Source organism: Actinoallomurus sp. CA-150999 (genome assembly GCF_050942425.1).
In the GTDB taxonomy this organism is placed as follows: Bacteria; Actinomycetota; Actinomycetes; order Streptosporangiales; family Streptosporangiaceae; genus Actinoallomurus.
This window is the reverse complement of sequence record NZ_CP192063.1, coordinates 1,597,375-1,618,846: the sequence shown is the minus strand read 5'-3', so window position 1 is coordinate 1,618,846 and position 21,472 is coordinate 1,597,375. Positions and strand designations below refer to the sequence as shown.

At 70.5% G+C, this 21,472-nt stretch carries 18 protein-coding genes; 6 read left to right on the top strand and 12 right to left on the bottom strand.

Annotated elements, in window-relative coordinates; genetic code table 11:
- Positions 1–17 precede the first annotated feature (17 nt).
- The 8 genes from ACQP2O_RS07690 to ychF all read right to left on the bottom strand — a co-directional run bounded on the left by ACQP2O_RS07690 (position 18) and on the right by ychF (position 12,898).
- Positions 18–1,157 (bottom strand): NlpC/P60 family protein, encoded by a 1,140-nt coding sequence (locus ACQP2O_RS07690; protein WP_433181221.1) that lies wholly within the window; start codon positions 1,155–1,157, stop codon positions 18–20.
- 10 nt (positions 1,158–1,167) lie between these two features.
- A complete protein-coding gene (locus ACQP2O_RS07685) occupies positions 1,168–1,797 on the bottom strand; it encodes a hypothetical protein (RefSeq protein WP_433181219.1) in 630 nt (209 codons plus the stop codon).
- Between the two features lie 7 nt (positions 1,798–1,804).
- Entirely contained in the window at positions 1,805–4,090 is a 2,286-nt protein-coding gene (locus ACQP2O_RS07680; protein WP_433181218.1) for a type IV secretion system protein, read from the bottom strand.
- 80 nt (positions 4,091–4,170) lie between these two features.
- Positions 4,171–6,708 carry an ATP-binding protein gene (locus tag ACQP2O_RS07675; RefSeq protein WP_433181217.1) on the bottom strand — a complete coding sequence of 846 codons (2,538 nt, stop codon included), beginning with the start codon at positions 6,706–6,708 and terminating at the stop codon, positions 4,171–4,173.
- A 163-nt stretch (positions 6,709–6,871) separates the two neighbouring features.
- On the bottom strand, positions 6,872–10,210 hold the full coding sequence (locus ACQP2O_RS07670; protein ID WP_433181215.1) for a TcpE family conjugal transfer membrane protein: 3,339 nt from the start codon (positions 10,208–10,210) through the stop codon (positions 6,872–6,874).
- 61 nt (positions 10,211–10,271) lie between these two features.
- Entirely contained in the window at positions 10,272–10,544 is a 273-nt protein-coding gene (locus ACQP2O_RS07665; protein ID WP_433181213.1) for a hypothetical protein, read from the bottom strand.
- Between the two features lie 73 nt (positions 10,545–10,617).
- Positions 10,618–11,403, bottom strand: a complete 786-nt coding sequence (locus tag ACQP2O_RS07660; RefSeq protein ID WP_433181211.1) for a conjugal transfer protein — start codon at positions 11,401–11,403, stop codon at positions 10,618–10,620.
- A gap of 415 nt (positions 11,404–11,818) precedes the next feature.
- Entirely contained in the window at positions 11,819–12,898 is a 1,080-nt protein-coding gene (gene ychF, locus ACQP2O_RS07655) for a redox-regulated ATPase YchF (RefSeq protein WP_433181209.1), read from the bottom strand.
- A gap of 117 nt (positions 12,899–13,015) precedes the next feature.
- Here ychF and ACQP2O_RS07650 point away from each other — a divergent pair, with 117 nt between their 5' ends.
- Positions 13,016–14,230 carry a DNA recombination protein RmuC gene (locus ACQP2O_RS07650; RefSeq protein ID WP_433181207.1) on the top strand — a complete coding sequence of 405 codons (1,215 nt, stop codon included), beginning with the start codon at positions 13,016–13,018 and terminating at the stop codon, positions 14,228–14,230.
- A gap of 73 nt (positions 14,231–14,303) precedes the next feature.
- Positions 14,304–14,939, top strand: a complete 636-nt coding sequence (locus ACQP2O_RS07645; RefSeq protein ID WP_433181205.1) for a DUF6542 domain-containing protein — start codon at positions 14,304–14,306, stop codon at positions 14,937–14,939.
- Between the two features lie 170 nt (positions 14,940–15,109).
- On the opposite strand, the gene ACQP2O_RS07640 is transcribed toward ACQP2O_RS07645, so the two are convergent.
- Positions 15,110–16,057, bottom strand: a complete 948-nt coding sequence (locus tag ACQP2O_RS07640; protein WP_433181203.1) for a 4-hydroxy-3-methylbut-2-enyl diphosphate reductase — start codon at positions 16,055–16,057, stop codon at positions 15,110–15,112.
- A 160-nt stretch (positions 16,058–16,217) separates the two neighbouring features.
- Here ACQP2O_RS07640 and ACQP2O_RS07635 point away from each other — a divergent pair, with 160 nt between their 5' ends.
- Positions 16,218–17,123, top strand: a complete 906-nt coding sequence (locus ACQP2O_RS07635) for a hypothetical protein (protein WP_433181201.1) — start codon at positions 16,218–16,220, stop codon at positions 17,121–17,123.
- A 98-nt stretch (positions 17,124–17,221) separates the two neighbouring features.
- Here the strand turns inward: ACQP2O_RS07635 and ACQP2O_RS07630 are convergent, their stop codons facing one another.
- Genes ACQP2O_RS07630 through ACQP2O_RS07620 form a run of 3 tightly spaced genes read right to left on the bottom strand, consistent with a single transcriptional unit; the run spans position 17,222 to position 18,735 of the window.
- Positions 17,222–17,425 (bottom strand): hypothetical protein, encoded by a 204-nt coding sequence (locus ACQP2O_RS07630; RefSeq protein WP_433181199.1) that lies wholly within the window; start codon positions 17,423–17,425, stop codon positions 17,222–17,224.
- A gap of 15 nt (positions 17,426–17,440) precedes the next feature.
- The gene (locus tag ACQP2O_RS07625) at positions 17,441–18,427 is read right to left on the bottom strand and encodes a hypothetical protein (protein WP_433181197.1); all 987 of its coding nucleotides are present in this window, start codon (positions 18,425–18,427) and stop codon (positions 17,441–17,443) included.
- Positions 18,424–18,735: a PadR family transcriptional regulator gene (locus tag ACQP2O_RS07620; protein WP_433181195.1), complete on the bottom strand. Its 312-nt coding sequence runs from the start codon at positions 18,733–18,735 to the stop codon at positions 18,424–18,426. The genes ACQP2O_RS07625 and ACQP2O_RS07620 overlap by 4 nt, the downstream gene beginning before the upstream one ends.
- 57 nt (positions 18,736–18,792) lie before the next feature.
- Here ACQP2O_RS07620 and xseA point away from each other — a divergent pair, with 57 nt between their 5' ends.
- From xseA to ACQP2O_RS07605, 3 genes are all read left to right on the top strand, one after another.
- Entirely contained in the window at positions 18,793–19,998 is a 1,206-nt protein-coding gene (gene xseA / locus ACQP2O_RS07615) for an exodeoxyribonuclease VII large subunit (RefSeq protein WP_433181193.1), read from the top strand.
- Between the two features lie 136 nt (positions 19,999–20,134).
- Positions 20,135–20,875, top strand: coding sequence for a hypothetical protein (locus tag ACQP2O_RS07610; RefSeq protein ID WP_433181191.1), 741 nt, complete (start codon positions 20,135–20,137; stop codon positions 20,873–20,875).
- Positions 20,876–21,051: 176 nt separating this feature from the next.
- A complete protein-coding gene (locus ACQP2O_RS07605) occupies positions 21,052–21,288 on the top strand; it encodes an exodeoxyribonuclease VII small subunit (protein ID WP_433181189.1) in 237 nt (78 codons plus the stop codon).
- The last annotated feature ends 184 nt before the right edge of the window (positions 21,289–21,472 follow it).

The window sequence follows — 21,472 nt, the reverse complement described above, 5'->3', positions numbered from 1 at the left end:
CGCCGCTCACCGTGCACTCAGCGCCTCTCAGTCGGGCCGTTATGACCGTTGTGAGCCGTCGGACGGGTGAAGCCGACGGCGCCACCAGGATAGGTCTTGTAGTTCTGGAGCTTGACGACGTCGCCGGTATGCGGCGCGACGATCATGATGCCTTTCTGAGGGTTGTAGACGATACCGACATGCCCCGGACCGGTATGCCCCGGCAGGTACTCGAAGTAGACGAGATCGCCCGGCTGCTCCTGCCCTCGGGGCACCGATGCCCCCCACCAATACTGATCATCCGAAAGACGTGGAATGGTGACGCCGGCGCTCTTGTACGCGGACAGCGTCAGCCCGGAACAGTCGAAGCTGTTCGGTCCGGTCGCGCCGTAGACATAGGGCTTGCCCAACTGTGCCTTGGCGAAGGCGATCACCGTCGCGGCCACCGCGCTCGGGGCGACCGGGGCACCGTTCATATCGGTACAGTTCGGGCCGTTGGCTTGGACCACGTCGAAGCTGCCTGAAGCGTATTTCTTCGCCATGGACAGCACGTTGTTGACGTAGGACACCAAGTGGTTGTACATGAAGATGGCCGTGCGCATACGATCCGGCGCACCGTTGTGCTTCAGATACCGAGCAGCGGCGGGAATGGCATCGGCCGGATCGTAGCGGTCCTTCTTGCCGTCGCCGTTGCCGTCGACTCCGAACTCCGCCCAGGTGCCGGGAATGAACTGCATGGGGCCACCCGCGTGCATGGAATTCTCGCCGCTGAGGACACCGGGCGCCTTGAGCTGACCGTGATGGGTCTCCACCCAGCCGATTCCGGCGAGCACGTTCCAGGGGATGCCGTACTGCTGGCCCGCCTTCTTGTAGAGCTCCAGATAGTTGGACGGGATGCCGTTGGCATCGCTGGACTGCTGGGGCTGTGAGGCGGCGCCGGAGGTGTCCGTGCAGTTTCCGCCGCCGCTGGCACCCTGAAAGAGGTTGTTAGCTCCGAAGAACAGAGGAATGGACACCAGGCTCATGAAGAACAGAGCCGCAGCGCCTCCGGCGATGATGATCGGCAGGCGGACCGCGCCCCGATCCGATCGCGTGAAATGATGAAGAGAGACAATACGACGGCTACCACTCCGCCCCCCCAAGCCGACGCCGAGCTGCGAGTGCCGGCGAAGCCTCATCTCTTTCCCTTCACTTGTCCCCTACATTGGCCGGCTGGAATGCGAAGACGACCCAGCCTCCACCGGACCTCGTCACCGTGACGGCGTACTGCTGACTGCTGTCGCTGGGACTTCCTCCCTTGTTGATGTGCTGCGTTCCGGTGACCAGGAAGATGAACTGGTCCTTCTCCATGTCCCGGAGAGAGTCCAGATGCGCATCGGAGGTCGAGACCTCCTTATCCTGCTTCCGCTGCTCGAGGACGCCCGGCGCCGACGAGTCGCGCTGCAGTTGCGCCGAGAGATCGGCGGTCACCATGCCCTGCATCCGCCCGATGAAGGCGCCCGGCTGTTCGTCGTACCGATACGTGCCGTACGCGATGGTGAAACGACGGGCCACGTCCGCCGCCGCACTGAAGTCCTTCTGCGTGAACGGCAGGAGCGAGTAGATGTCGTACGAACCACCGCTCGGCGGAGGACCGGTCAGTCCCGGCGCGGGCGTTGACGGCGCGGACGGCGACGGGGACGAGGTCGCCCCTTCCCGCCCTGCCGAGCTCTTGTGCTTACCTCGTCCGGTGCCGACGGTCAGGATCACTCCGGCCGCGACAAGGAGCACCACCAGCGCGGCGAACAGGAACTTGCGCTGGCGATCAGTCAGGTCCATCGGCCCCTCATCGTTCGTCGTCACCGTCCTCGCGCTTCACCGGTCGCAGCCAGAACGGCATGGACGGGCCGTCATCCCGCGACCTGCCCGACCACAGCGGCGGCGGCGCCTTCCGCTCGGAAGGACTCTCGTCACGCCGAGTGGCCCCGGACGCGGGGCCAGGCCTCGATCCGGACGCTGCTCCGCGCGCGGGCGGATTCTGCTGCCGATCCCCCGAACCACCGGAGTCTCGTCGCGGAGTCGTACGGCCGCCGGACCCGCCGCCGAACCAACTCCGGCCACCACCGGAACCGCCGCTCGGCGCGCCGTCGTTCCCGCCTCCGCCTGACCTGCCGCGGCCGCTCTCGCCTCCACCGGCTGGCCTGCGAGGCGGGTTGCGGGTGCCGGACCCCCGGCCCGCGCTGGTCTTCCCGGGAGCAGCCCAGCTCGGGCCGGTGGGCGCCGCAGGCGGACGCGAACCCCCGCCTCCGGCGGCGGCGCTCGGGCGGCGCTCCTCGCGCGCTGGTGAATCCGCCGGCGGGCGCGGAGCCGGCGGACGGCTCCCTCCGGCCGATCCGGAGGGACGCGAGCCCCACAGGCTGCCGCCGTTCGCCCTTCCGACCGGCGGCGATGCGGCGGCCTGGGCACGCGGGGACAGGTTCAGCGGAGGAGCACTGCCTCGCGCCGCGCCAGCGGCCTTGGCCGCGAGCTGGGTGGCGCGCCCACGACGGTCGGACGCGCCGACCACCTCACGACCCGCCGTGTCGAAGTCGGCCGACTCGTCACCCCTGAGCGCGGGTGCGCCCGCAAGGTTGCCGGAGTCGCGCTTGCCCCAGCGACCGAGCCGGTAGCCCACCGCTCCGGGAACGGCCGCGGTCGCGACCGCGGTGGTCCGCTTCCGCGTCTCCCGGATGGCCAGCTCGACCTCCTGCTCGCCCTTCCGGGAGCCGACAGCGGAGTATCCGACCGCCGCGAACAGGTGCTGGAACGGCTTCCGGTAGACGAACGCCGCCAGCGTGACCAGGGAGATGAGCAGGATCTGCAGTCCCCACGGCAGGCTCTCAGCCATGACCAGCCCGTAGCACCACAGCAGGAGCGCCAGCACTCCGATCAGGGCCGCCTGCTTCAGCAGGGTCGACAGGAGCAACTCAAACCAGCGCATAGCGATGACCCGGCCGATACCGGGATGGATACCGATACCCAGGAATATCGGCCCGGCCACCAGAAGCAGCAGAAAGGAAATCTTGAAAATCATCAACATTACGGCGATGACAAGGACCAGTAGACCCGCCACGAGCGCAGCCAACAGCGCACCAAAAGCAACGGCAAGCCTCGATGTCCAGTCCTTCCCTTGAAATAGGGAATAGGCGCCACCGTAATTACCTTTTATATTCCTCGCGACAGCCTTATAGTCATTACTCTTGCGGTCGAGACTTGGCCCCTTTGTTCCATAAGTCTCGCTAAGATCCACCGCCTGCGACGACAGCAACTTGGCCGCATTTTCTTGTACTATTTTACTCTTTGAGTCATCGGTGCCGAATTCGCCCATAAGCCACGGCTTGCAGACAAGCGTAACCCAGAGGCCATTGGCATTCTTCGTTACAGCGTCATCTCGCGCAATTTTCGGGTTACTCACCTTATCAGGTATGCAGGTAGAGCCACCCGTGTCCCCCTGCGGCAATGCCGCATTGAACGCCGCAGTTGCCCCATTTGAAATCTTCGTACCGAGCGTCGTAAAGTCCCCGGGCCGACCTATCAGCCAGATCAACGCGACCATGGCCACAACCATCCAGATGGTACCTTCGGCTACCTTGCTGGCTCTGCGGCGAATCAACCCCCACCACGCCAACCAGAGCGCCCCCAGGATCACGACCCATGACCAGTACTTGGCTCCGAACGTGTTTCCTACGCTATGGATAACACCATCAACTGTTTTCTTCAGCCATCCGAGTAGCGACTCGGATGCAGCCGCCTGATAAATAGTGATCGTCGTACGATCAAACGCCTTGGCCAGCGTGAAGACCACATTAGAGATGGCATTACCCACCATCGACATAGAGTCGGCGCAACCCATGTCAACGGCATACCATGACTGACCAGCCGTGCCGTAGCGGTCGTAATATGTAAGCCCTTCCGGCGGCAACTTTTTCAGTTGATCACTGGGATAATTTGGAGGCTTGATCATCCCGTCGATACCTGAGCCGTACAGCTGCGGAGGAGGGTTATCCGCGGGCCTGCAGGTGTCATTCACGCTCGGGAGCGGAATCGGGCTGGCGCTTGCCACACCCAGAGGGCTGAGGGTGAACATCGCCATGAGCACGAGGATGAGGAGCGACCTGCGCTTCCCCCATGACTTGCCCGTCGCTGCGGTTCGGCGGCGGATGCCTGGCACCCTCATCGGGGGACCTCCTGGGTGACCTCTGTGGCGGGGTCGCGGGGGGCGGTGGAGGGACGAGTTGGTCGCTCGTTCCCACTATGCGCGTCGGACGGCTCCTGCGCACCGGTTTCACCGGGCTTGGAGCGTGTCGGGTTGGTGTCGAGCCAGCGGAGCAGTTCCTCGGAGATGAGGTCCACGCCGATGCGGCCGGCGCGGCCGTCGAGGTCCCGGAAGATGCACTCGCCGTTGCCGAGGTTGCGCAGTACGGCGCGGTGCTCGTCGGAGTTCTCGACGCCGAGGAGGGCCATGACGTTGCCGACCTCGTTGCGCTCCGTCGAGCGGAACGAGTAGACGGACGAGAGACAGTTGGTCACCTGTTCGTTCAGCAGGTCGCCGGCGTTCTGCGAGACGAGGATCAGGGCGGTGTTGCGGGAGCGGCCCATCCGGGAGACCTCGGGGATGAGCTTGGCGCCCTCGGGCGTCTGGGTGATCGCCCACGCCTCGTCAAGGAAGATGGTCTTCGGGAGGTGGCGGTCAAGGCCGTGCATCAGGCGGCGGGCGAACTGCGACACGAGGTACATCAGGGCCACGGAGAGCCGCTGCTCGTAGGAGTAGTCCTCGCGGTTGATCGCGACGTCCGGCAGGGTGAGGCCGCCGAGGGTGAAGACGGTCGTCCAGCCGGCCGTGTCGATCCGCTCGCCGCCGGACGGGTCGAAGCAGAGCCGGGCGAGGCGCATCTCCGACATTGAACGCAGGACGGCGCCCAGGTTCTTCGACGCCGGATCCTCGGAGGCGTCGAGATAGTCGACGACCTTGCCGAGCGACGGCTGTGGTTGGTTGGCGACCGCACCGACCGCCTGGATCATGGCGGACTCCCGCTCTTCGGACATGCGCGGGAGCAGCAGCCGGAGCGTCTCGGTGGCCATGGTCTTCTTGGCGGCGAGGTCGTCGCCGAAGCTGAACGGGTCGAGCAGGCCGGGAGCGGCCGAGCCCAGCGGCAGGGTGCGGGCGCGGCGTCCGCGTCGGCGCAGGAGCTCGACCAGGGACTCGGCGTCGCCCTTCGGATCGATCGCCGCGATCGTCACCCCGCGCAGGGCCATCTGGTACAGCAGCAGCAGCGCCAGCGTCGTCTTACCGCCACCGGGCTCGCCGGTGATGGCGACGGCGGTGGGGCGGTTGCGGGCGGCGGCGACGAGGGGGTCGAAGTGCACGATGGAGCGGGCGCGGCCGAGGGTCTCGCCGATGTACGGCCCGACCCAGCCGGAGGCGGTGTCATCCCTCCGGTCCCCCAGGTCGACGGTCGCCGTGGGCATGCCGCCCGCGATCGTACGGAGCGGCTGCCGCTGGGCGTAGGCGTTGACGCGGATCCGATCGCCGGGCAGCGACTCGCAGAACAGCGAGAACTGGTCGCCGGTCGAGCAGACGATGTCGATGCCGAGGTCGCGGTAGTGCTCGACGACCGCGTCGACGCGCTGCTGCAGGAGCTCCTCGGTCGGCGCGGAGACGATGAGCCGGTGCCAGCCGTACACGAACGGCAGGCGCTCCTTGGTGATGCCGTGCTCAAGCATGCGCGCGGCGTCGATCTGTTCCGCCAGCGCGATGGGGGCCTCCGCTCCGGCCTCCCGGATGTGCTGGTCCATGTCCCGGGCGTGGGCGAGCTTACGGGAGACGTCCTTGGACGCCTTCGCGGGCGGGACGAGCTTCATCCGTGCCGACACCTCGACCGGGAAGGGCAGCGCGTCGGCGAAGTGCATCCAGGGCTCGCCGTCCGGGAACGGCATCAGGTCGGGGAAGCGCGCGAAGGACAGGTACGCGACGTGGGACGATCCGCTCGGCTGCTCCATGCGGAGGTTCGAGCGGCCGTTGACGATCGTGCCCTCGACGAGGCTCTCGATCTCGCCGGCACCCCAGGTGCGGCGGGGGGTGGCCGAGGGCGGCGGGTCGGTCAGGGCACCGGTGGCCGCGTGCTGGAACAGCCAGGCGATCTCGGTGGACGTGGCGTGCCGGGCGTACAGGGCGCTGCCGCCGAGGGAACGGCCGAGCCGCTCTGCCTGTTCGGTCCAGCGCGCGACCTCCTTTTCGGGGATCGCGTCGTCGTGTAGCCCGAGGACCTCCTCGCTGCGCTTGTAGAGCCCGAAGAGCTGCTTGAACGCCCCGCCGGACAGCTGGGCGCCGACTCCGCGCTGGCCGAGGCGTACGCCGAGGTAGACCTCCTTGGTCCAGAAGTCCTTGGACCAGACGTGGGCGTACATCTCCTCGAGGTACTCGCGCCACCCGGGGCCGCTGTCGGAGGTCTCGTCGAGGGCCAGCGCCCATTCCGCCGCCGGGTAGGTGCGGTGCGCGATCCGCAGGTGGATCTCGGCGTCCTGCATGCGGATGCCGGCCATCGCGATGGTGATGTTGGTGGCGAGCGCCTCACGCTCTTCGTTCGTCGTGAACTCGTACGAGACCGTGGGCAGCCGGAAGTACGCCCAGGCGGCGTTGTCGGTGAGGAGGATCCGGTCGTCGAAATACCGCACGGCCAGCCGGCTGCGGGCCTTGGATGCCCTGCTCATCGGTAACTCCCCGTCCTCACTGAACACGCTGATCGTGCACGGCCCGGTCGTCTCACGTCTCCGGCCCGTCGCCTGCGGGCCGCCTTCTCCGGGCCGCTTCGCGGCACGCCACCCGACGGCGCGTCCCGCCGTACCGGGTGAACGTCCGGCGGACGCTGCCGGCTCATCGGGAGACCTCCTGCTGTGGGTAGCGGCCCGGCGTCTGGACGAGGCCGCCGGCGACGACACCGCCAAGGGCGATGTACGCCTTCCGGGTGGGCGCGCGCAGGGACCGCAGCTCGTTGCGCGGGGCCCGGTCGAGGCTGAGGTGGTCGTCCCAGGGGATGCGCACGAGCGCGCGGCACCGCCCGCGGGCCACCGCCTCGGCCTGCTCCACGTCGTCCATGCTGCGGCGGCTCACTCCGTTGATCACGGTGACGGCGCGGGAGCGCAGGTCCTCGTAGCCGTGGCCGTCGAGCCACTCGAAGGTCATGGCCACCGCCCGCGGCGCGTCGGAACTGGCCGGAGCGACCAGCACGATCTGGTCGGCGTACGGCAGCACGCGGGCGACCACGGCGGCCGCGGCGTCGAGCAGCGTGATCGAGTAGAACCGGTCGAGCGTCCGCATCGCGAGGGCGTAGTCGCGGTCGTCGAGGGCCTGGACCGGGTTCTTGCCGGCCGCGACGACCTCCAGCCCCGACTTGGAGATGGAGGTGTAGCGGCGCATCATCTGGTAGCCGGTGACCTGCTCGGCGTGGGTGATCAGCGAGGTGAGCGTCTCCCGCGTCTCGGTCTTGGTGCGACGGGCCATGGCGCCCGGGCCGGGGTTGACGTCGACCGCCACGATCCGGTCGCCGCGATGCTGGGCGAAGGTGTGACCGAGCATGAGGCCGGTGACGGTCTGCCCCGCTCCGCCGGTGCAGCCGAGCACGACGACGCGCCGCGCACCCGCGAACGCGGTCCGTACGCGCTGCTCGTAGTCGCCGTCGCCGCTGCCGCCGCCCGAGAAGATCCTCCGACGGCCGCGGCCGTCATCGCGTCCCTCGTCCTCGTGCCCGGTCTGGGGCATCGGCCCGGGACGCACCGGCGAGGCGGGGCCGGAGCGAACGGCGCGGGGAGGCGACTCCGGTGATGCCGCGGCGGCGGCATCCGGCCGGACCGGCCAGGCCTGCTGGTCGGCGCCCTGCCGTGGCGGCGTCGTGGGACGGGCGGGCCGTACCGCGGGAACCTGCGCCGGCCTGGCCGGCTGCGAACGAGGCGGCTGGGCGGGCGTCTGCGGCGAGGCGGGCCGTGGTGACGCGGCGGGCGGCGATGCGGACCCGGCCGCCGGAGCCCGCGGAGGCGCCGGCGGTGTCGCCGGGCGGGACGGGAGCACTCCGGGCGCGGGCGGCGTCCACCCTGGTGCCGGGGTGGACGTCTCGCGGGCGGCCGGTGGCCGTGCCTCGCGGGAAGGAGTCGCCTCTTCCCCGTGCGACCGGCCTCGGGGCGCTGCCGCGGGCCTGCCCGGGCGGCCGGGAGAGGTATCGCGCTGTGGGGAGGTGCCCGTGTCCGCCTGCGGTCGGGCCGTGTCCTTCTCCGGCTGAGCCGAAGCGGCGCCCGTGTCCATCCGGGGCTGAGCGGTGCCCACGTCCGGTCGCGGTTGACCATTGCCTGCGTCCGGTCGCGGTTGAGCAGTGCCCGCGTCCGGTCGCGGTTGATCCGGTCGCGGTTGAGGGGTGCCCTCCTCCGGCCGAGGTGGAGCGCTGCCCACGCGCGGTGGAGCGGTGTCCGCGTCCGCCGCCGGTGGGGCGGCGTCGCCCGCGTCGGGTCGCGGCGCGCGGGTGCGCCGGGACGCCGCCGGCCACACGATCTGGTCGGTACGGGCCTCGGCGATGGCCTGCTCTTCGTCGCTCAGGGCCGCCGCGTCGTGGTCCGCCGCCGCCTCGGCCGGCCGTCCGCCGCCGGGCCGTGCCGGTCCGTCGGTCCCGGTCGGCGGCTCGGCGGAGCCGTGGGCGGCGGGGTCGTCGGCGGGCTTGGCGTGCCGCCCGTGCGGCAGCGGGATCACCTGGGCCGGCGGCCCGCCCTGGTCGGCCTGCCCCGGCACGGCGGGCCGACTCGGCCGGGCCGGCCGTCCAGGCTCACCGGTCTCGGCCGGCCGGTCGGGCCGACCGGCTGCCGAGAGCCGCGCGGGCGTGGTGCTCGTGGGACGGGGCGTGCTGGCACCGTCTGAGGCGATCGTCGGCGAAGCGCCGGGAGGCGCCGCCGGTGGGCTCTGCGGAGCGGCGTGCCGGCCGGCGGCGGGGGACTCGGCCGGCTTTGCCCCGGTGTCGGCGCGAGTGGGCGCGTTCGGGGTGGCAGGCGCGTCAGGGCGAGCGGGCGCGTCGGAAGGTGCCAGCGCGTCCAGGCGTGCCGGCGCGTCAGGGTGAGCCGGCGTGGGCGTGTCCGAGGACGGCCCCGTGGGGGCCTGCGGCGGCAGGGTCGGCGTCGGCCGGGTGGTGGCCGCCGGTGCCTCCGGCTCGTGGGAGGTGCTGCGCTGCCTCGTCACGCGGCGTGGCGCGTCGGGCTCTCCCCCAGGCCCCTGGGGAGTGGTCTCGGGACGGCCCTCCGCGGGACGTCCGCGCCCGGTCGCGCGCCTGTCCGCGCTCTCCGGCTCGGCGGACGCCGGACCGGTCGCGTGGGCGGCCGGCGCGGCCGGGAGCCCGGGCCTCGCCGGTGAGCCGGGCCGCACGGGCGTGCCTGGCGTCGCCGGACTGCCCGGCGCCGTCGGAGTGCCCGGCGTCGTCGGAGTGGCAGGAGTGCCGGCCGCCGGCAGGCCGCGGGCTGGTTGGGGCGCCGTGGGCCGAGGACGGGGCGGTCGGATCGGCGTGGGCCGGGCGGCGGGCTCGGAGCGCACCGGCTGCGGCCTCGTCGGCTCGACGCGGGGTGAGGTGAGCCGGCGTCCGCCGGGCGGTGGCGCGACCGCGGTGCCGTCGTGGGGTGTCGGTTGCAGGCTCGGAGCGGGCGGGCGCTGGGCGGCGGCGGGACGGCGGGCCGCGCCGAACGCCGCGGGTCCGGCGCCGGCGCGCTCGGGCATGGGCGGAGCGGTCACCGCCGGCGTCGCCGTGGCCCCCAGTGCGGGTGCGTGCTCGACCGGTTCGGACGCGGGACGCCCGGCGTGCACCCGCTGGCCGGACAGGTGGCCGCGCCGCCACACGCGGCCGACGACGGCGACCTCACCCGGCTCGTGGATGGGCGTCAGCCGGGCCCAGGTGCGGGCCTCGGTGAGGTAGCGCACCTGGGAGATCAGCAGCTCGGTGAGCCGTTTGCCTTCGATGACGGGACGAGTGGCCAGCCAGGTCAGGACGCCGGGAGGCACGAGATAGACGACGTGCCACGGCGCGTGGAACGGCAGGCCGGCCACCTGGAGCAGGACGATCCAGGGTAGGAAGACACCGACGAACACACCGATCTGCACCAGCGGCAACGGCATCGGCAGCCGCAGGTCGTAGAGCTTGTAAAGCCGCTTCTCGATGCGCCAGATGTTGGTGTACGTAGGCAGATCCACCCGGGCCCCACTCCCCTAATTGAGACCAGCCATGACTAGACCGACATGACACCGGCCGTGTTCAGGATGTTTTGATTCCAAGCGCCGTCGCAATCGCCTTGGCCGTCGTCTCGATGATATTGGGGACGTAGAAGATGACTCCGATGCCGATCGCCAACAGAATGAATTGCACGAATCGCGTTATCTCTCGTGTGAAGAGGAAGAAGATCGCGACAATGGAGACGACGACCAGGAACAGCGGTCCGAAGATATCCCGCAGCCATTTCGCGAGATTGTCGGTGTCCAGACCGTTGTTAGGCGCCGCGCCGACATGTTGAGGCAGCATCGCCAACATGTGTTGGATCATCGGGCTGGCCTTCCTTGGTCGGGGAGTGAATCGTAACGTTCGGGACGGGCCGGCCTGGATGTCATGATCCGGCCGGAAGCGTAGAACCTTGAATGTCCCTGACGAACCAATATCCGCCTTTCTTCACCAATGCGAGCTGGTATGTCTGCTCGAGCGTTCCGCCCACCGTCTTGGGCTGACCAGCGGGAATCTGCCAGACGACGGTCGCCGTCACCGTGCGGGACCCGACGTCGCCGCGCGGGGCGACGACGTCTTTCAGCTGGCCGAAGGTGACGGCGTTGCCCAGTCCGGTCACGGGAGGATCGGAGTAACGCTGAAGCGAACCGGCGTCACTGGCCGCGTAGGCCTTGAAGAAGTCCGTCAGAGGTTGCTGAAGCTCGGCCTCGAGCGCGGAGTCACGCTCCTGAGCCACTGGGGGAACCGACGCGGTGGGAGGGGGCGGGAGCGTGGCGGGACGCCCCGTGATCGCCATCGCCCCGTCCTTGGCATAGACGGGGACGGCGAGCTGGAAGAACCGTCCGTTGGCCCGCGCGAGAAGAGTGACGACGCCGTGCTGATCGTCATTCGCGCGCACCGACGCGACGTACGCGGACTGCAACACCGATTTCCCGGTGCCGTCCCAGCCGAGCTGCGGATCGATCCCACCGGCGATGAACTGGGCGAGTTGTTTCTGCCGATCCTGCGCAAACGCCTGGTCGTAATTCAGATAGACCTGAGCGAACGACAGGGCGTACGCGGAGGCCGCCGCCTCGGGAAACCGCGGCTTCGCGGCGTCACCGGTCGCCGGAGTGTTGGACCGCTCCGAGGTGAACCGCTCGAACGGCGCCCGGATGCCGTTGACCAGCACAACGATGAGGAACGCCCAGAGGATGGCCCGGCCGACGTAGATGAACCAGCGCCCACCGGAACCGCCCCAGTTGCGACGGTCGTCGCCGCCACCATCGGAGCCGCCACGGCGCTTGCCTCGGCGCCCCTTGTCGTCCGGAGTATCCCAAGGGTCGGCGGGCGGGTAACCGCCCGGTGGGTAACCGGACGCGCCGGCGTCTACAACGCCGGACGACCTGCGAGCCATCATGCCTCCGCTCGCGCCTTCCCCCCGGATCGGCGCGCCGTCTTATCCGTCTGATCGAGTTCGGTTTACCACCTTAACCACGGCGGTCAATTGTTCCAGTGCCGAGCGAGGATGCACAGTCCCGCCGCGCGGTTGTGGACAACTCGGTAGCCGGTGGAGCATTACCGGACAGCGAGGTTCGTCTCCCCTCCTACACGTTGAAGCGGAACTCGACCACGTCACCGTCCTGCATGACGTACTCTTTGCCCTCCATCCTGGCCTTTCCGGCCGAGCGGGCGGCGGCGACGGACCTCTCGGCCACCAGATCCTCGTACGACACGATCTCGGCCTTGATGAAGCCCTTCTGGAAGTCCGTGTGGATCACCCCGGCGGCCTCCGGTGCGGTGGAGCCCTTGCGGATGGTCCAGGCGCGGGCCTCCTTGGGGCCGGCGGTGAGGAACGTCTGCAGCCCGAGCGTGTCGAAGCCGACGCGGACGAGCTGCAGCAGACCCGGCTCCTCCTGCCCGGTGGACCGCAGGAGCTCCAGGGCCTCCTCGTCGGGCAGCTCGATGAGCTCCGACTCGATCTTGGCGTCGAGGAAGATGGCCTCGGCCGGGGCGACGAGCTCCTGCAGCCGTGCGCGCAGCGCCTCGTCCCCGAGCTCGTCCTCGTCCACGTTGAAGACGTAGAGGAACGGCTTGGCGGTCAGCAGGTGCAGCTCACGCAGCGGCACCGGGTCGAGACCGGAGGCGTAGATCGTGGTGCCGTCGTTGAGGGTCTTCTGCGCCGCCCGGGCCGCGTCGATGACGGCGAGCTTGTCGCGGTCCTTCGTCGTCCGCGCCTCCTTCTCCAGGCGCGGCAGGGCCTTCTCCAGGGTCTGGAGGTCGGCGAGGATCAGCTCGGTGTTGATGGTCTCGATGTCGCGGAGCGGGGCGACGTCGCCGTCGATGTGGGTCACGTCCGGATCGTCGAACACCCGGATGACCTGGCAGATCGCGTCGGTCTCCCGGATGTTGGCGAGGAACTGGTTGCCGAGTCCCTGCCCCTCGGACGCGCCCTTCACGATGCCCGCGATGTCGACGAACTGCATGGTCGCGTGGACGATCTTGGCCGAGTCGTACAGCCTGGCCAGCTCGTCGAGGCGTGGGTCGGGCACGGCCACGACACCGACGTTCGGCTCGATCGTCGCGAACGGGTAGTTCGCCGCGAGTGCGGTGTTCTTGGTCAACGCGTTGAACAGGGTCGACTTGCCCACGTTGGGCAGCCCGACGATTCCGATGGACAGGCTCACGGACGCAGAGTCTACGGGCCCTCGGGGACCGGCCGGACGGCCCAGACGGCGGGAGGTCAACGGTCTCGCCCGCGCGTCGGGCGGACATTCGCGCACTGCTTTTGTCACGATGCGGGCATGGACGTTCTCCTCGGGCTGGTGATCGGTCTGGTCGTGGGTACGGCGCTCGGCATCGCGTGGGCGCGGAGCCGGACCGCGGTGATCACCGCGCGGGCGAAGGCCGCCGAGGAGAAGCTCGCGTACGTCGAGGAGCGGCTGACCGAGCGGTTCCAGGCGCTGTCGGCGGAGGCGCTCGACGCGAGCAACCAGCGCTTCCTCGAACTCGCCGGAACCCGCCTGGCGACCGCCAACGCCGAGGCCGCCGGTGAGCTGGACAAGCGCATCGCGCCGCTCAGGGACACGCTGAACAAGGTCGAGGCGCAGCTGCGCGAGGTCGAGACCGGGCGGCGTGAGTCGCACGCCATGCTGGCCAAGCAGGTCGAGTTCGTACGCCAGAGTTCCGACCAGCTCCGCCGGGAGACGCAGACGCTCGTACGGGCCCTGCAGCGGCCGGAGGCGCGCGGCCGGTGGGGCGAGCTCCAGCTGCGCCGGGTGGTGGAGATCTCCGGGATGACCCGGCACTGCGACTTCGACGAGCAGGCCACCGCCGCGAACGGCCTCCGGCCCGACATGGTCGTACGGCTGGCGGGCGGCAAGAACATCGTCGTCGACTCGAAGGTGTCCCTGGCCGCCTACCTGGACGCCGCCGGGGCGGACGACCCCGCGGCGTGGGAGGCGCGGCTGGACGCGCACGCGCGGCACCTGCGTGAGCACGTGGACCGCCTGGGGGCCAAGTCGTACTGGCAGGCGTTCAGCCCGGCTCCGGAGTTCGTGGTGCTGTTCGTGCCGGGCGAGGCGTTCCTGGCGCCGGCGCTGGACCGGGACCCCGGGCTGCTGGAGTACGCGATGCGCCGCCGCGTGCACATCGCCACGCCGACGACGCTGGTCAGCCTGCTGCGTACGGCCCATTACGCCTGGCAGCAGCAGGCGTTGTCGGAGAACGCCCGTGCGGTGTTCGAGCTCGGCCGGGAGCTGTACGAGCGGCTCGGCACGCTCGGCCGCCACGTCGACCAGCTCGGTAAGTCCCTGACGAACGCCGTCGTCGCCTACAACCGGACGATCGGGTCGCTGGAGAGCCGGGTCCTGGTCACCGCGCGCCGGCTCAACGAGCTGGGCGTGACCGACGCCGACCTCGACCCGCCCGCCTCCGTGGACGAACCGGCCCGCTCCCCGTCCGCCGCGGAGCTCGCCGACGACGCCGAGGAACATCGTCAGATCCGCCTGCTCCCCTGACGTCGTGTCGCGAGACGCGGCGTACCGAACGGGTTACCGTGGAGGCAGGCACTGTCGACCCTGAGGCGGGCTGGTGGCAACGGACACGCGCGGAGACCCTGAGACGGTCTCCGCTCGGCGACCTGAGACGACGCGGCGTCCGGCCGCGACCCCGGCGGAGCGCTCACGGGCCCGCTCGGCCGTCACGCTGACCGGCCGGGGCGGCGCAACCGTGGTGCTCGCGTGCACGCTGCTCGGCGCGGTGATCGGCGGAATGTTCGGGCTGCGGTCGGCGCAGGGGCTCTTCTTCGTCGTCGGGTGCCTGCTGGCGGTGCTGGCGACCCGCCGTACGGACCTGCTGACACTCGTGGTGAGCCCGCCGCTGCTGTTCTTCCTGGTGACGCTGGTGTCGGCGCTCATCGGATCGGTCGGGGAGAAGTCGTTCCTGCTGAGCACCGTGGTGGCCGTGGCGGCGAAGCTGACCTCGAGCGTGCCCTGGCTCTTCGTCGGCGCGGTGCTCGTCGTACTGATCGCCGTTCCGCGGGGTCTTCCCGCGAACCTGCGGGATCTGAGCGCCCGGGTCGCGGCCGACAACCCGTTCCGCGGCCGCACGTCGCTGCGCGGCCGGAAGAAGGACGAGGACGACGACCCGGTCCGGTGGGACGAGAGCCCCGGAGGACGGCTCCCGGCCGCGAAGGCCCCGCCCGCGGAGGAGCCCGCGGGCGAGTGACGCTCCCCTCGGGCCTGTCTCGGAGTCCCCGTCCGTAGCGAGCGGTGTCCAGGTGGTGCCTCGCAAGGCGGAGGAGGGAGTCAGCCTGGTGTTGGCTGGCGACCGACGACAACGCGGCGAGGCGCCGCCTGGGCGCCGCGCAGTAGGACAGCGGGACTTCGAGACAGGCCCTAAGCCGAGCGCAGGTCGCGGCGGAGTTCGTGGGGCAGCGCGAAGACCATCCGCTCGCGAACGGACTCGACCTCTTCGACACTGTCGAAACCGAACTCCGCGAGGCGGGCCAGCACGCCCTCGATCAGCTCTTCCGGCACCGACGCGCCGCTGGTCAGCCCGATGGTGTCGACCCCCTCGAGCCACGCCGCGTCGATCTGCTCGGCGTAGTCGACGAGGTACGCGGCGTCGGCGCCGTGGTCCTTGGCCACCTCGACGAGACGCTTGGAGTTGGAGGAGTTCTGCGAGCCGACCACGATGACCAGCTGCGACTCGGCGGCGATCTCCTTGACCGCGACCTGGCGGTTCTGCGTGGCGTAGCAGATGTCGTCGGACGGCGGGTCGAGAAGCTTCGGGAAGCGGGCGCGGAGGGCCTCGACCGTGGCGTTCGTCTCGTCGACCGACAGCGTGGTCTGGGAGAGCCACACGACCTTCTCAGGGTCGCGCACCTGGACGTTCGCGACGTCGTCGGGACCGTCGACCAGCTGGATGTGCTCGGGGGCCTCGCCGCTGGTGCCGATGACCTCCTCGTGCCCCTCGTGCCCGATCAGGAGGATGTCGTAGTCGTCGGTGGCGAACCGCCTGGCCTCCTTGTGGACCTTGGTGACCAGCGGGCAGGTGGCGTCGATCGTACGGAGCTTCAGATCGGCGGCCTCGTCGTGGACGACCGGGGCGACGCCGTGCGCGGAGAAGACGACGATGGCGCCCTCCGGCACCTCCTCGGTCTCCTCGACGAAGATGGCGCCGCGTTCTTCGAGGGTCTTCACCACGTGGACGTTGTGGACGATCTGCTTGCGGACGTAGATGGGCGCGCCGTAGCGCTCGAGCGCCAACTCCACCGTCTGCACCGCACGATCGACGCCCGCGCAGTAGCCGCGCGGCTTGGCCAGAAGAACCCGACGAGTCATGTGTTCCATGGTAGGTGTGATCGGAGTGCGCCGGTTTCGGGCGAAGAAAAACCCGGCCACGGCGCGTGAACGCCACTGCACCGTAGGGCAGAGTGGTGGATAACAGATCCGTCATACCGACCAGTCCGCGTCCGCGGGGCTGGAGGGAGCTGAAACAACGATGACACGATCGCCGCGCCGGCTGAAGGAGCAAGTCCGGGAGACCGTCAGCGAACTCCCCATCCACGCCGCCCGGCTGGCCGTGATGGGCGTCGGTCAGGCGCTGCTGCTCACCGACCGTGTCCGGAAGGACTACAAAGAGGCCCGTGAGGCGGGCCTGGGACCCGTGCTCGGGCGGCTTCGCGGCGACGCGGAGGACCTCACCGGCCGGATCGTGGGCAAGGTCACCGGACGAACCGCTCCCGATGAGCAGGCGGACGCCGGGGAAGGCCCCGCGCCGTCCGCGGCGAGCTCCGAGATCGCCGTGGGCAAGCCGAGCGGGGCCGCGCGTACACGCCCGGCGCCTGGCCGTACGAAGCCGTCGGCCGCCTCGCGGGCCGAGTCCGCTCCGGCGAAGGACAAGCCGGCCGCGTCCGGGGCGAAGGGCGCCGCCGCGTCGGCCTCGCGGTCCGGCACGGCCGCACGCCGGACCAAGGCGGCCGAGGCGAAGGCGACCGAGGCGAAGCCGGCCAAGGCCGCGCGCGCCGCCGAGTCCGCGACGTCCGCGAAGACCGCGGGGCCGGCCGCGAAGGGAAGGACCACCGGCGCTCCCGCGAAGGCGGCCGTGCCCGCGGCTCCGGCCAAGGCGAAGGCCGCTCCGGCCAAGAGCGCGCCCGCCGCCGCGGCGAAGGCGGAGGCCGCCGGGAGCGCGGGCACGACCGCGCCGAGCACCGGGCCGGCTTCCGGCAAGGAGCTGCCGATCCCCGACTACGACGGCGCCTCGATCGCGTCCGTACGGGCCCGGCTGCGCAACCTCAACGCGCGTCAGGTCAACGAACTGCGCGACTACGAGCGGGCGCACGCCGCCCGCGCCGATTTCCTGCGCATGTACGAGAACCGCATCGCCAAACTGCGAAGCCAGAGCTGACCCGCACCGCAGCGGGAAGTGATCACCGACGCCTCCTCGAGGGCACACTCAGCGCACTCGGGGAGGATGCGGCGTGACTCAGACCCGGGCGCGGACACCTAGACGGGCCGTGAGACGATCATCGCGCCGACGAGCAGGACCTGGACGCCCCAGAGTGCGGCCGGGCCGAGACCGCCGGCCATCGTGCGAAGGGCATAGGGGCCGGCGTTCGCCAGGAGGAAGAACCTCCCGGCGAGCGGCCAGCGCAGGTCCCGGGTGACCGCCGGAGCTCCCCTCCCGCGCGGCCGCTGACGGACACGCATCGCCGGGAGGACGACTCAGGCCCGAGCGCGGGCGCCTCGGCGGGCTGTGACGACCATCGCCGCGACCAGGACGGCCTGGACGGCCCAGAACACGACCGGGATCAGCATCGCGCCGATGGCGCTGGTCATCGTGAGGGCGACATTAGGGACGGCGCTCGCCAGGAGGAAGATCGCCGCGGCCAGCGGCCAGCGCAGGTCCCTGGTCACCGCGGTCGCCCAGATCCCGCAGGACAGCAGGAGGATCATCAGGGCGAGGTAGACGTCCCCGTAGAGTTCGACCCGGTCGACCACCCAGACCCTGCGGCAGATGTCGTCGGCGGTGCAGAGCGTCTCGCGGTGGGCGGCCCACTGGACCTGCACGTGCCAGGCCGCCGACAGGACGACCGCCCCGGCCGCCCACCACCACGAACGACTCCGTGGCCTGGGCGGACGGCGCACCACGAGGACGGTCAGGGCGACCGCCATGGGGACGTACCCCATGAGGTCCATCGCGCCGCCGTTCACCGGGCCGAAGAACGGCAGGAGGCCACCCGTGAGGTCCGCGGCACCGATCAGCGGGCAGATCAGCTGGAACACCTGGAGCAACGTCACGGTCAGCGCCACCTGGAACCGGCCGTGGAGGAGTGCCCCGACCAGGACCAGCGAACACACCAGCCACGCGGCGTTCCCCACGCCGCCGTCGAGGTGCGCGAGGTCGGCGGCGAGGTCGCTCAGGGCGATGAGGAAGGCGCCCAGGGCCAGGCCGTCGGCCCACCACGGAGTGGGGTGCGCGGTGCGCTCGTGGAGGCGGGCCGCCAGACCGCCGCGCACCAGGCCGGCGGACTCGCGGGCGGACGGTCGCCCACGCCCCGCCGAGACCTCCAGGAGTGTTCCGACGATCTCCTCTCCGTGCGCGGCGCGATAGGCGGGCGGGTACGCCCGCAGCAGGCGGTGGTAGCACCGCTCCGCCACGCCCGGACGCGCCTCGATCCGCTCGGCGTCGCGCGGCTCCGGGCCGCTCACGACAGTGCCGTTCCGGGCCGTCCGAACACGATCCTGGCCGCTCGGGCCATGCGCTTCGCCTCCTCGGTGACGGCCTCGGCGCCGTCCTCGGTGATCCGGAAGTAGCGGCGGGGCCGTCCACCGACGGTCTCCTCACGGTCCACGGCGATCATGCCGGTGCCGGCAAGCCGGTCGAGCGCGCCGTACAGCGTGCCGACCGCGAGCCGCACCCGGCCGCCGGACTGTTCCTCGGCGCGCTTGATGATCGCGTAGCCGTGCAGGGGACCGTCGAGGAGCGCTGCCAGAATGAAGTACGTGGGTTCGCTCATCGACCGCATGACGCCGAACCATATATCGGGTGACGAAGTATTGGCTAGGCTTCCCTCATGGCGTTGGAGACCTCACCGGAGTCGCCCACCCCGGTCCGCACCGTTCTGCAGCTGGTAGGCGGCTGGATCGCCAAGCTCGGCCGGATCTGGGTCGAGGGGCAGATCACCGAGCTGAACCGCCGGGCCGGCACGGTGTACTTCACGCTGCGCGACCCGGTCGCCAACGTCTCCGTGCGGGTGGTCTGCCCGCGGGCGGTGTGCGACAACGCCGGTCCGGCCGTCGTCGACGGTGCTCGGGTCGTCGTGCACGCCAAACCGGACTTCTACATCAACCGGGGTTCGTTCGCGCTCTCGGCGTTCGAGATCCGGCCGGTCGGTGTCGGCGAGCTGCTGGCCCGGCTCGAACGCCTCAAGCAGCTCCTCACCTCCGAAGGGGTGTTCAACGCCGAGCGAAAGCGGCCGCTGCCCTTCCTGCCCGGCACGATCGGGCTGATCTGCGGCCGCGACTCCGCCGCCGAGCGCGACGTGCTGGAGAACTCCCGGCGCCGCTGGCCCGCCGTCCGCTTCACCGTCGAGAACACCGCCGTGCAGGGGTCGTACGCGGTGAACGAGATCATCGACGCGCTCCACCGGCTGGACGCCGCTCCCGACGTCGATGTGATCATCATCGCCCGTGGAGGCGGGTCTCTGGAGGATCTCCTGCCGTTCTCCGACGAGGCGCTGGTCCGCGCGGTGGCGGCCGCCCGTACGCCCGTGGTCTCCGCGATCGGCCATGAGCAGGACACGCCTCTGCTCGACTACGTCGCCGACGTGCGCGCCTCGACCCCGACGGACGCGGCCAAGAAGACCGTGCCCGACGTGCGCGAGCAGCTCGCGCTGATCGGGCAGCTGCGCGACCGGGGGCGCCGGTGCCTGTCCGGACGGGTCGAACGGGAGGTCCAGTGGCTTGCGGGGATGCGCTCCCGGCCCGCGCTGGCCGACCCGGCCCGCGAGATCGAACGCCAGGCGGAGGGCGTGGCGACGCTGCGGGACCGGTCCCGGCGCTGCCTGTCCGCGGCGCTGGACCGGGCGGAGGACGGCCTCTCCCACACCCGCGCGCGGCTCGTCGCCCTGTCACCGGCGGCCACGCTCGAGCGGGGCTACGCCATCGCGCAGCGCCCCGACGAGTCCGTCGTACGCGCGGCGGCGGACGTGAGCAAGGACGACGAGTTGCTGCTGCGGTTCAAGGACGGCCGGGTCACGGTGCGGATCGACGCGGTCTGAGGAACGATTGCACACTCTTCGAAACGGGATGCGCACCGGTCACACAGGTCGCGAAGATAGAGTCTTGTCCCGTATTTCCCGTTCGGGCCGATCGTGACAGCGGCAAGGGCCCGAGATCGTCGTTTAAGGACCTCCGTTGACCCAGCCTCCGCCGTACCAGCAGCCCTCCCCCGGCCCTTACGGTCAGCAGCCCTACGGCCAGCAGGGATACCAGCAGCCGTACCAGGGCCAGCAGCCCCAGCAGGCGCCGCAGGGATACCCGCCCGCGCAGGGGCAGCCGGCGGGATACCAGCAGCCGTACCCGGCCGGGCAGGGTTACCAGCAGCCCTACCAGGGGCAGCCGCAGGCGTACCAGGGACAGCCCCAGGGATATCCGGGACCGCAACAGGGCTACCAGGGACAGCAGCAGGGCTTTCAAGCACAGCCCCAGGGGTACCCGGCCTACCAGCAGGAGCAGCAGGACTACCCGGCGGCGTCGTTCAACAACGGCGTGACCTGCCGCGTCTGCGGCAGCGCGCCCGCCGCGCACGCGACCTTCCGGGGTGTCGTGGGCGCCGTCGTCATGCACACGATCTGGACGGCGACCGGGCCGTTCTGCCGTGACTGCGGTCTGGCGACGTTCCGCAAGCAGACGACCAAGACGCTCGCCGGCGGCTGGTGCAGCATCGGCGCGCTGGTCCTCACCCCGATCTTCCTGCTGATGAACATCATCGCTCGCGGCAAGGTCGCGAACCTGCCGGCCCCGCAGCCGCTCGCCGGCCGGGCGCCCCTGGACCCGGGCCCGCCGGTGTTCCAGCGGCCGACCGCCTACGTCTACCCGGTGATCTTCGCTCTGTTCTGGATGCTCGTGATCATCGGAAACCTGTCGTCCCACTGACCGGAGGGCGCTCTACCCCTTGCGGCTGAGCGTCGGCACGGGGTGCTCGGTGAAGCCGAGAGAGCGGTACAGCGGCTCGCCGTCCGGGCCGGGCCGCCGGTCGATGGCGTGACGACCGCGGCACGTACGAGGGGCATGGGCGGAATCCTAGGTCCGCCGCCCTTAGGGTGGGGGATGTGGCGGAGGAGAAACCGGAGCTGTCCTACGAACAGGCGCGCGACGAGCTGACGGACGTCGTGCGGCGGCTTGAGGCGGGCGGGCTCACACTGGAGGAGTCGCTGGCGCTCTGGGAGCGCGGCGAGAGACTGGCCGCGATCTGCGGGGAGTGGCTCGAGGGGGCCCGGGCCCGGCTCGCGGCCGCCATGGCCGAGCGCGCCGAGCCCACGGAACGCCCGGAGAACGCGCCGTTCTGACCCGTGCCGCCGCCCGGACTCGTGTCGCCGCCCGGATCCGTACCGACGTCCTACCTCCCGGCGCCGCCCGGCCCCGCGCCGCTGCCCTGCCCCGTACCGACGTCCTACCTCCCCGCGCCGCCCTGACCCACGCCGCCGTTCCGAGCGCCGTTGTTACGACTCACACCGCTGTTCGGACCTGTGC